The following is an 11128-nucleotide window of genomic DNA, read 5'->3' on the forward strand; positions in this document are numbered from 1 at the left end:
GCTATGCCATATGGTGAAAAAGATGCCTTCGTAGCCTTTGATCGGGTGGGCTATCAGGATTGGAAGGCGCTGATCGAGCAGGGCCTTGATGCGCGATCTTTTTCCAAAGTGATGGAAAGCATCAGCCCGGATGGCTTTGTTATCGCCCCCCTTTATTGCCGCGATCATCCAAAGCCTGATCCGGATCCCGCCCATCTTTATGCCCCGATCAGGCGCCGCTTGGGCGATGCCCGGGGCTGGCAGATCCGCCAGCGGATCGATCATCCCGATCCGGTGCGCGCCAATGCCCAGCTTTTAAAGGATCTGGAGCGCGGCGCCACCCAATGTCTACTCAGCCTTGATCCTATGGCGGAAAAAGGGGTTGCGGTGGGGGATCTGGATGATCTGGATCGCCTTCTTTCGGATGTCGATTTAAATCTCGCCCCGGTTTATCTGGATGCCGGGCGTTTTGGGCCTGCTGCTGCTGCGCTTTTGATGGCCTTATGGGATCGGCGCGGGCACAAAGCCACCCGGATGGCGGGCGGATTTGGGATCGATCCCATAGGCGCGCTGGCCGAAGGGGGCAGCCTTTTATCGTCCTTGCCCGATGCGATGAAGGAAGCCGGGGCGATTGCCGCCCAATGCCATGATCGCACCCCCCATATCCGGGCGCTTTCCGTGAGCAGCCGGGCTTATCACGGGGCGGGGGCAAGCCCGGCACAGGAATTGGCCATCGCTTTGGCCTGCGGGCTTTCTTATCTTCGATGCGCTGAAAAAGCGGGCCTTTCGCTAAACGATGCCGCCCGGCAGATCAGCTTCAGCCTGATGGCGGATTGTGATGTCACCTTAACGATTGCCAAATTCCGGGCCATGCGGCTTTTATGGTCGCAGCTTTTAGGGGCTTGTGGAGTGCATGAGCAGGCGATTGATCTGGCGGCTGAAACCGCGCCACGGATGATCAGCCGCTATGATCCCATGGTGAATGTGCTGCGGGCCACCATCGCCTGTTTTTCTGCGGCCATTGGCGGGGCAGGGGCGATCACCGTGCTGCCCCATAGTGCGGCGCATCGCCATGCTTTAGGTGTGCCGGATGATTTTTCCCGGCGCATTGCGCGCAATGTGCAGATTATTCTTGCGGAAGAAAGCCATCTTGACAAGGTCATCGATCCGGCGGGCGGCTCCTTTACCATCGAGGCGCAAACCCATGATCTGGCGCAGGCGGCCTCGCAGATTTTCCGCAAAATCGAACAACAGGGCGGAATGGAAAAGGCTTTGTGTTCGGGGATGATCGCGCAGCTTCTGGATGAAAGCTGGTCGGCTTTAGCCAAAAATCTGGCAAGCCGCAAACAGCCGATCACCGGTGTTTCGGAATTCCCGAATCTTGATGAACCGCCGGTGCCTCTTGATCTTGTGGACCGAGAAGCCTTGGCTCGCCAAACCGGGGGAGAAATGGGGGGGCTTTCGGCGCGCGATGATGCGGCAAGGCTTGATCCTTTACCCTTCCGCCCTTTGGCGCAGGATTATGAACATCTGCGCGCCAGAGCCGATGCAAAAGCTGATGCCAAAGCTGCTGCCAAAGCCGCTGATAGTGGCGGGCGGCCACGAATATATCTGGCGGCTTTGGGGGCGCTGGCCGATCATGGGGCCCGGCTCAACTGGGTGCGCAATGCTTTTGCAACCGGCGGCATTGCCGCCATCGCCGGTGCGGGCGGGATGGAGCCCGAGGCCATCGCCCAAGCTTTTGCCGGATCGGATGCCCCAGAGGCGGTGATCTGCGGTACCGATGCCCATTATGCCGAGCATGGGGCGGCTTTGGCCCGAGCTTTGAAAAAGGCGGGGGCGGGCTTTGTGTATCTGGCGTGCAGAGCCGGTTCTGATGAGGCGGAACTCCGCGCCGCAGGAGTTGATGCCTTTATCCATCAGGGGATCGATCTGGTGAAGCTATTGGGCGAGGCCCATGATCGCTGGGATCAAAAATATCTGAAGGATCACATGGAAGGAGACAGATCATGAGCGCCATCCCCGATTTTGCCGCCCTTGATCTGTTTGCGGACCAAAGCGCTGCGCATCAGCCTGCCCATCCAGACAAGGATGCTCGGGAACAGGCGGCTTTTCTCACCCCGGAAGGGATCGACCTCAAACCCCTTTATGATGAACAGGATCGCGCCGGCCTTGATTTCATTGATGGGATGCCCGGCTTTGCGCCCTTTTTGCGCGGGCCATATCCTAGCATGTATGTGGAACGGCCCTGGACCATCCGCCAATATGCGGGGTTTTCCACGGCCGAAGAATCGAACGCCTTTTACCGCCGCAATCTGGCTGCGGGGCAAAAGGGCCTGTCGGTCGCTTTCGATCTGCCGACCCATCGCGGCTATGACAGCGATGACGAGCGGGTGGCCGCCGATGTGGGCATGGCCGGGGTGGCGATTGATTCCATCTATGATATGCGGCAATTATTCGCCGGTATTCCCCTTGATCAGATGAGCGTTTCCATGACCATGAATGGCGCCGTGCTGCCCATTCTGGCGCTTTTCATCGTGGCGGGTGAGGAACAGGGGGTTTCACCGCGCGCCCTTTCGGGCACCATTCAAAATGATATTTTGAAAGAGTTTATGGTGCGCAATACCTATATCTATCCGCCTGCACCCTCGATGCGGATCATTTCCGATATTTTCTCTTATACATCCGAGCAGATGCCGCGCTTCAATTCAATCTCGATCAGCGGCTATCATATGCAGGAAGCCGGGGCCAGCGCCGATCTGGAATTGGCCTATACCTTGGCGGATGGCATAGATTATGCCCGCGCCGGGATTGCTGCCGGGCTGGATATTGATCGCTTTGCGCCGCGCTTGTCGTTTTTCTGGGCGATTGGCATGAATTTTTTCATGGAAGTGGCCAAGATGCGGGCGGCCCGGCTTTTATGGGCCAGCCTGATCCAGAAAAATTTCCAGCCGAAAAATCCCAAATCGCTGTCTTTGCGCACCCATTGCCAAACATCGGGTTGGTCGCTCACCGCTCATGATGTGTATAATAATGTGACCCGCACCTGTATCGAGGCGCTGGCTGCCACCCATGGCCATACCCAATCCCTGCACACCAACAGCTTTGATGAAGCGCTGGCCCTGCCCACCGATTTTTCTGCCCGGATCGCACGCAATACCCAGCTTTTGATTGCGCAGGAAAGCGGCACCACCCGCAGCATCGATCCCTGGGGCGGCAGCTATTATGTAGAGCGGCTGACCCATGATCTGGCGATCAGGGCCATGGCCCATATCAATGAGGTGGAAGCCGAAGGCGGCATGGCAAAGGCCATCGAGGCGGGCATCCCCAAAATGCGGATCGAGGAAGCCGCCGCCCGCACGCAGGCGCGGATCGATTCCGGCCGCCAGACCGTTGTGGGGGTGAATAAATATCCCCTTGATGAAAACGAGGATATCGATGTTCTAAAGGTTGATAATGCGGCTGTGCGCAAGGGCCAATTGGAAAAATTGCAGGCGCTGAAGGCAGAGCGTGATCAGGATGCGGTGCACATAGCCCTTGATGCCATGAGCCAAGCGGCGCAAAGCGGTGCGGGCAATCTTCTGGCTTTGGCCGTGGAGGCCGCCCGGGCCAAGGCCACAGTGGGAGAGATGTCCTTGGCCTTGGAAAAGATTTATGGGCGGCACAAGGCGCAGATCAGGGCGATCGAGGGGGTTTATAAAAACGCCATGGGCAAGAATAATGGCAAGATAGAAGCGGTTCTTGCAAAGGTTGAAGATTTTCTGGAGCAGGAGGGCCGCAGACCCCGCATCCTGATCGCCAAAATGGGTCAGGATGGCCATGATCGCGGGCAGAAGGTGATTGCCACCGCTTTTGCCGATCTGGGTTTTGATGTGGATATCGGCCCGCTGTTTCAAACACCGATGGAAGCGGCGCGGCAGGCGGTGGAAAATGATGTTCATATTGTGGGGGCCAGCTCTTTGGCGGCGGGGCATCTGAGCCTGGTGCCAGCACTGCGCAAAGCCTTGGCTGAATTGGGCCGGGAAGATATCATGATCGTGGTGGGGGGGGTGATCCCGCCTCAGGATTATGAAGCGCTTCATCAGGCCGGTGCCAAAGCCATTTTCGGCCCGGGCACGGTGATTGCCGATGCGGCTTCCAGCTTGCTTGATGATTTGAAGGAAAGCCTTGCGGCCCACAGCCGCCCATGATCGGGGCCATTAACCCTCTATTCAATGGATGGCATTGGGGCGATAGAAAAGCCCAAGGCGAAAGCTTTCGGCAATCATGGTCGCTTTTTCCACAAAAATTTCGGCACAGGCGGGGGGGCACTCCGCATAAGCTGTTTCTTTGAAAAGCTGGAGCCAGATGGCAAAATCGCTTTCTGCCAAATTCGTGATTTTGGCATGGGTGGCCATAGGGCGGCCCTTGAAGCGGGCGGTTTTCAGCATGATCGATGACCAGAAATCGCACATTTTATCCAGATGCTCGGGCCAGGGTTGGCTGATGGATTGCTCAAACAGCGTGCCAAGGCGCGGGTCTTCCCGCACTTTTCCATAAAAGGCGTGCACAAGCCGGCGGATCATCGCCTCATCAATATCGGGATGAAGGGGCAATCGCGGGCTTCTGGTTTCGCCAAGCATGGGGGGCTTTGTCATGATCGATCTTTTTTCATGCGTTATAAGGGGCTCTGTTTATCATCCGAAACGCGTTTCGGCCATCACAGCTTGCTGAAACTGCCTGCGAATGATCGACGCATCCCTTGAAGCTGTTTATGATCGCCTCAATGAATTGCAGAAAGGTGTTCGGATTGTGAGATGGGTGTTGAGAGGCGTTTTTTTTGCGGTGGTTTTTGGGCTGGCTTTAGTGGGGCCCGCTGATGTGTCTTTGGCGAGCACGCAAGATGCGCCTGCTCCTGAAGCAACGACCCCTGAAGCCACAGACCCTGAAGCCACAGACCCTGAAGCACCTGAAGCTACGCAGGCTGAAGCAAGCGAAGATGAACCCCTTGATTTCGTTAGGGTTTATGAGGCGGGCCATTATGAGCAGGCGGCACTTTTGGCGCAGGCCGCTTTGGATCAGGGCAATCTGGAGCGGGATCGCCGGGGCCGGGCATGGCTGGCGGTGGCCAAGGCGCATGTGCTGGCCAATCGCCATGAGGCGGCGCGCGAAGCCCTTGATAAGGCCTTGGCATTTCTTGATGCCCCGGCGGAAGCCCATTATGAGCGGTTTTTGCTCGCCTATACCCAACGCGATTGGATACCCGCCGCCCAGGATTTAAAGGCTTTGGCCGGGATTCGCCCCGATCTTGCCCGCCCCGTGCACACAGCAGCGGTGATGGCCATCAAAAATGGCGTGATCGGTTTGGGCCGCGATGATCTGGCCTTTGATCTGTTGCTGGCTTTAAGGGATGCGAATTATAGCGGAGCGCCTGCCGATGCTAGGCCCGATGCCCTTTATCGCGATCTTGTGCAAATGCTGGGGGTTCGGGGGCGATTGTTTGAAGCCGAAGCCCTGCTGAAGGCAATTTATGAAACCGATCTGGTCGTTGGCATGATGGTGGATCGCCGTTTTTCGTCCCTTTGGCGCAGTCTTGATACCCTTTATGGCACGGCGGCGGCGATCACCGCGCGGGAGCTTGAATTCATCGCGCAGGTGCGGCAGGGCAATAGCAATTCCCTTGTCCTCATTCGTCAGCATATGAAAGATTATCGCCGCCACGGCTTATCGGATCGGGCCGTGCAATTGGGGGGGGCGGTGATGCAGGCGGTGGATATGCGCCAGCTTTCCGGTCCCCTTGGCGCGCAGATTTTATGGGTGGCCAATGAACTGGCTTATGCGCTTTTGGATATCGAGGAAACCGAAGCGGCCATCAGCCTTCTGGGCCAGATCGCAGCCCTTGATCCGGCTCGCATTCCGGGCCTTGTGAACCAGCAGATCAATTATGCCGCCATTCTTTTGGGGGAGGGGCGCTATCAATCGGCCCTTGATGCGGCACCACGGGCGGAATTTGGCTCGATTTCCCGCTATGGCCAGTTTTTCATCCGCCAGATTGCCGTTTGTGCCTATGAAGCAATGGGCGAGCCTGATCAGGCTTTGGCCGCCCTTGGGCCTTTGCTGGAACAGCCGATGCTTAATCCCCGGGCAACGCAGATCGCACTTTTATGCCTTGATGATCTGGATCGGGCGGCGGCGCATCTCATTGATCGTTTGGATCGGGAGCAAACCCGCGAAGATGCTTTGCTGGCTTTGGTGAAGCCCGATCTTTCTGCGCTTCATGCGCCTTTTTTCCAGACCCTGCAGGCGCGCTTTGAGCAATTGCGCGGGCGTGAGGATGTGCTGGATAAACAGGCAGAGGTGGGGCGGCAGGTTTTTTTCCGCCTCAGGCCCATTTATTGGGGCGCTTTTTAAAGCCATTGGGGGCTATGCACGGCATGGAAGACGCAAAATCCCGGGGATGGGACGAACAGGGCCTGGCCGATCTGGCCGCCGCCGTGCGGGCTGGGGATCGGGCGTCTTTGGCGCGGGCCATCACATTGGTGGAAAGCCGCCGCAGTGATCATCTGGCAGCCGCCCAATCGCTTTTGACCCGCCTGCTGCCCGAAACCGGAAAAGCCCATCGCATCGGCATTACCGGGGTGCCCGGCGTTGGGAAATCAACCTTTATCGATGCTTTTGGCAGCAATCTCACAGCGATGGGAAAAAAGCTGGCGGTGCTGGCTGTCGATCCTTCATCGGGGCGCAGTGGCGGCTCGATATTGGGGGATAAAACCCGCATGGAAAAGCTGGCTGTTGATCCCTGTGCCTTCATCCGGCCATCGCCATCATCGGGGGTTTTGGGGGGGGTGGCCCGTGCCACCCGGGAAACGATCCTGCTGTGCGAAGCCGCTGGATATGATGTTGTTCTGGTGGAAACGGTGGGGGCCGGGCAATCGGAATATGTGGTTGCCGATATGGTTGATCTGTTTTTGGTGCTGATGCTGCCGGGGGCTGGGGATATGCTGCAGGGGATCAAAAAAGGCGTTCTTGAACTTGCCGATATCATCGCGGTGAATAAAGCCGATCAGGCCCCTGATCAGGGGCGGCGGGCGGCCCGCGATTATGCATCGGCCCTGCAGATCATGACCGCCGCCGATGTCCCGTGGAAGCCGCCGGTGCTTTCGATTTCCGGCCTTTTGAACCAGGGCCTTGATGATCTGTGGGCGCGGATGCAGCAGCATCATAAAATCATGATTAAAAGCGGTTTATTTCATGAGCGGCGGCAAGAACAGACAATCAAATGGATGTGGGCAATGGTGGAAGATCGTTTGCTCAGCCGGTTTCGCGCTAACCCTGAGGTGAAAGCGGCCTTGCCCGATCTGATGGCCGCTGTGAAAGACGATCGCATCACCGCAACCCTCGCCGCCGAAAAGCTGCTGGCGCATTTTGGCATGGGCGATTTCATCTGAAGGCATCCGCAAAAAAAGGGACGGTCCTTTGTGGGGACCGTCCAGTTTTGCCTGGCATGGGCTTGGGGCTGGGGTGATGGGATGCCAGGCAAATGGTGATGCAACTCTCGTACTTATCCTTACGCGGCCATAAAGAGGATGGATCAGCGGGGCCGCATTTTTTTGTCGTCATCTTGCGCTTTTGGTTGCATTTGATCGGGACAGCAAAAAGCCCCGACACGGCAAGGCGCGGCGGGGCTGGTTTTTTGTGGGATAGAAAGGCGGGGTCAGTGCATCTTGCTGTCATCGCACGGATGTTGCGATCCCACCAGTTCTTCTAGATTGAGGGCTGCGCTATTGAGCAAAAGCGCAACCAGCTCGATATCCATGCTTTTGGCTTCATTGGCCAATTCGCTGATTTTTTTGTGGAAATCAAGCAGTGTATCGCGGGATAATTCCGGTATCTTGATGACATCATTATACATTTTCATAGGCCTCTTTTAACAGAGCATCGATTTCAGGGGGTAGGGCATCGCGCGCCGGCAGGGATGCGGGGCGTCCGGATGATTGCAGCAAAACGGATGGGCAGTGATTTTCATAGCCGCCCAGATTGGGCCGATGCAGCCGATAGCCGATCAGATCCTGCAGCTCTTTCGGCAAGTGGCGCGCTTCCTCGGGTGGATAGGCAAGGAATTGATTTTCATAGCTTTTAAGCCAACCAAGGCTATAGCTGACGATGATCCCGGTGCGGTGGGTGCGGGCGATATTGGCGCCGCCGGCATGAAGGGTTGAGCCTAAAAAAATCAGGGCCGATCCCGCAGGCATTTCCATGATTTCGGGCATTTGGCTGGCATCGGGATCGTGCAGCTTTCCATCCTGCCGATGGCTGCCCGGCCAAAGCCGCGTGGCTCCATTCTCGGCGGTGAAATCATCGATCGCCCACAGCACATTGATCAGAAATTCATGCGCCTTATGGGGTGTTGGCCACATATCTTCATCACGATGGGGCGGTTGTTGCGGGGCATTCGCGTGGATGCGCACCGCCTGTGTTAGATTGAGCTGATAATAATCGCAATGCGGCCCCAGAATCTGTTCATTCAGATCCTTGATGAAAGGATGGGTGATCAAGGGCTGGATAGCGGGGGTTTTGGTGAGCAGACGGCCAAAGCGCGTGGTTTGATAGCCATAAAAATAGCCCTCACAGCGCGGTGTTTGCAAGAACCATGGCTCCAGTTCGGTCCGCAGGCGCTTTAAAGTGGTTTGGGCCATCAGATTGTTGCAGATGACATAGCCATCCTTGCATAATTTTTTGATCAGCGCGCTGTTGTCTTGCGCCTCGCTCATCAGGCTATTTGGCAATGCTGTCATTGATGATCTCCCTATTAATGGGCGAAGGTTTTTCATTGTGATTTAAGCGGCAATTCTGATCTGATCAGCCATGCGCATCAGGGGCAGGGTCATTTTGAAATGGCTGCTCAAGGCATCAAGGGCATGGGGGCTGACCTGTAATTGCCAGGCGCTGATGATGTCGGTTTCAGTTGGGCGCGGCAGGCCCAGGGGCAGCAGGGTCAGCCCCACACGCAGCATCGAAGGGATAAAGCCGGTGCTGGTGACAAAGCTTAAAGCCCGCACATCCCGCAGCAGGCTATATTCAAGGCAGGCGGTGACCAGCTTTGAAATTTCATAAGATCGCCGGGCGGGGGAGCGCATCTGGGGCGAGACGCACATACGGCTGATTTCAAGGATATCGGGCGCACGGGGTGCCCCCCCTTGACACAGATCGTCGAAATATTCCGACATCAGATGCGGCTGGTCGGTGGGAAGCAGGCGGGTTGATGACAGCACCCTTTGGTTGCGGACCGAAATGAAATAGGTGGCGTGATCATCAAATTCATCGCGCTCGATCAGGCCTTGAGCGGGGATCGACCATCCCAGTTCATCGATGAACACGGTTTTTCTGTGTTGCAATGTCTGATTGATCAAAGCGGAAAATTCCGCATGTTGGCTCGGCGGAATACAGATCACCATGATAGTGCTCCCTCATAATAGCGGTGACGAGGGGTGACTGTATCAGGGATGGGTGGAGGCTGTTCTTCCCATAGGTTTATAGGTTGACGGCCTGAAAAGCCTGTTTATAGAGTTAATTTACAAATCTGTAGTACTATGTGATTTGATTATTCTCTAATGAGTAGAAAAATGCAAGTGGATTTTTTTTAGCTCTCTTCCAAGGGGCAATTTTTAAATAAACAATAATCTATTGTATAATAAACCTGTGATTATTCAAAAAATGGATTCTGACAGGATCAAAGAAACATGAACGCCTGATCCCCAAAGGCAGGTCATTGCATTTGTGAAAATTCATCCTCAGCGTGAAGATTTACACGCTTAAAGGGAGGGAGATTGGCTTTTTGATGGCCGGTGCGCCATGGTCAAGGGCGTTGTGACAAGATCAGGCCCCGTGACATCGAGAAAGGCGATTTCATTCATGAAAAGCGCCTGCACCACGGCTTGAACACGGGTGGCGACCCCTAAACGACGCATTGCCGCCGTGACATGGGATGTGGCGGTATGGCGGCTGATCGATAAAATCGTGCCAATGGTCCAATCGCTTTTTCCTTGGGCCACAAGTTCAAGACAACGTTTTTGCTGGGCGGTTAAAAGCGGGGATTTTTTCTGAAAGCGGCTGGCGGCGCAAAAGCGGCGGCCGGTTTCATAAAGATAAAAAGCCATCAGATGGATGGCGCTGATCACATCAGGATCGATCTGTTCCTTGTGGATCACCGAGCAGGAGGCGGTCACGGTTCCATGGGAATGAATGGGGATGCTGAACCCCACATCGAGGCCAAATTCACCTGCACAATTAAGAATTTGATGCTGTTTTGCATTCAGCGAATGTTTCCAGGCCGGATCATCCCAGCGCCATGGCAAAGTGCGTGCTTCACTGGTGGATAAAACCGGATCATCAAGATCAAAGCGGTTTTTGATGAAGGTCGAAATCCATTCTTCAGGGTAATTATGGAGGGCAAAAGCGGTGTGATCCGCTTGCCCCGGAATGCCATGAGACAGGCAGGCAAAATGTTCACAGCCCAGTTCGGCAATGGTCGTTTCAAAAACAGACCCAGCTTCATCAAGGCTGTGGCATCTTTGAACCGTTTCAATGAAATTTTGAACAATGGCAAAATGAACCATCTATTCCTAACGTTGCCTCCCTGTTTTTCTCAGCAAAGCATCCTATGGCGTTTGATGCTTTTATCGTGCGCAGATATGTCTCAGCATCTCATCAGCCTATTAATAAATATTTTTCGCGTTCGCACAATCAACCATAGATTGTTATTTGTGATTTTTATGCAAGATTGGCATAAAGTTTTCGTTTAAAGGGCGCATGATGCTATCGCGGGCTCGTCGCATTATCCCGATCACACTCTCAACCGTCGTCCCGGACGCGGTGCAGCATGAAATGATGCGCCCCCGAGCCGGATCCATCTTTGGCATGCTGAGCCCATCACGAGATGGATCCCTGTGTGTTGGGGCTGTGATATGATGGGTGCGGGCGGGAGATCGTTGGATCCCTGGTTTTTTAGACCGTGAGCCGGCATGGATCCCCGCCCGCGTTCCTGAGTACCCAAACCTGAACAGTTGCCACATCTGAAGGGCAGACTGGGGCCGTCTGAGCGGACCTCGTAGCACAGGGATAGGCACCATGATCATACACCCAAGCTGTGTCGGATGCGACATTTCAAAAG

At 55.4% G+C, this 11128-nt stretch carries 9 protein-coding genes; 4 read left to right on the top strand and 5 right to left on the bottom strand.

From position 1 onward, the window contains the following. Positions 1-3 precede the first annotated feature (3 nt). Positions 4-1992, top strand: coding sequence for a methylmalonyl-CoA mutase family protein (locus QK300_RS12780; protein WP_281302117.1), 1989 nt, complete (start codon positions 4-6; stop codon positions 1990-1992). After that, positions 1989-4169: a methylmalonyl-CoA mutase gene (gene scpA / locus QK300_RS12785; RefSeq protein WP_281302116.1), complete on the top strand. Its 2181-nt coding sequence runs from the start codon at positions 1989-1991 to the stop codon at positions 4167-4169. Before QK300_RS12780 ends, scpA begins: the two co-directional genes overlap by 4 nt. 21 nt (positions 4170-4190) lie before the next feature. Here the strand turns inward: scpA and QK300_RS12790 are convergent, their stop codons facing one another. Next, positions 4191-4616, bottom strand: a complete 426-nt coding sequence (locus tag QK300_RS12790; protein WP_281302115.1) for a group III truncated hemoglobin — start codon at positions 4614-4616, stop codon at positions 4191-4193. Positions 4617-4704: 88 nt separating this feature from the next. Here QK300_RS12790 and QK300_RS12795 point away from each other — a divergent pair, with 88 nt between their 5' ends. Next, positions 4705-6369 carry a hypothetical protein gene (locus tag QK300_RS12795; protein WP_281302114.1) on the top strand — a complete coding sequence of 555 codons (1665 nt, stop codon included), beginning with the start codon at positions 4705-4707 and terminating at the stop codon, positions 6367-6369. Positions 6370-6392: 23 nt separating this feature from the next. Beyond that, complete coding sequence (gene meaB / locus QK300_RS12800) at positions 6393-7406, top strand: methylmalonyl Co-A mutase-associated GTPase MeaB (protein ID WP_281302113.1); 1014 nt, start codon at positions 6393-6395, stop codon at positions 7404-7406. A gap of 266 nt (positions 7407-7672) precedes the next feature. Here meaB and QK300_RS12805 read toward each other — a convergent pair whose 3' ends face one another. From QK300_RS12805 to QK300_RS12820, 4 genes are all read right to left on the bottom strand, one after another. Continuing rightward, positions 7673-7876 carry a hypothetical protein gene (locus tag QK300_RS12805; protein ID WP_281302112.1) on the bottom strand — a complete coding sequence of 68 codons (204 nt, stop codon included), beginning with the start codon at positions 7874-7876 and terminating at the stop codon, positions 7673-7675. Continuing rightward, positions 7863-8753: a phytanoyl-CoA dioxygenase family protein gene (locus QK300_RS12810; RefSeq protein ID WP_281302111.1), complete on the bottom strand. Its 891-nt coding sequence runs from the start codon at positions 8751-8753 to the stop codon at positions 7863-7865. Before QK300_RS12810 ends, QK300_RS12805 begins: the two co-directional genes overlap by 14 nt. Before the next feature lie 42 nt (positions 8754-8795). Further along, entirely contained in the window at positions 8796-9413 is a 618-nt protein-coding gene (locus QK300_RS12815; protein WP_281302110.1) for an acyl-homoserine-lactone synthase, read from the bottom strand. 357 nt (positions 9414-9770) lie between these two features. Continuing rightward, a complete protein-coding gene (locus tag QK300_RS12820) occupies positions 9771-10574 on the bottom strand; it encodes a LuxR family transcriptional regulator (protein WP_281302109.1) in 804 nt (267 codons plus the stop codon). Positions 10575-11128 lie beyond the last annotated feature (554 nt).

This window comes from Iodidimonas sp. MBR-22, assembly GCF_029946565.1.
GTDB lineage: Bacteria > Pseudomonadota > Alphaproteobacteria > Sphingomonadales > Rhodothalassiaceae > Iodidimonas > Iodidimonas nitroreducens.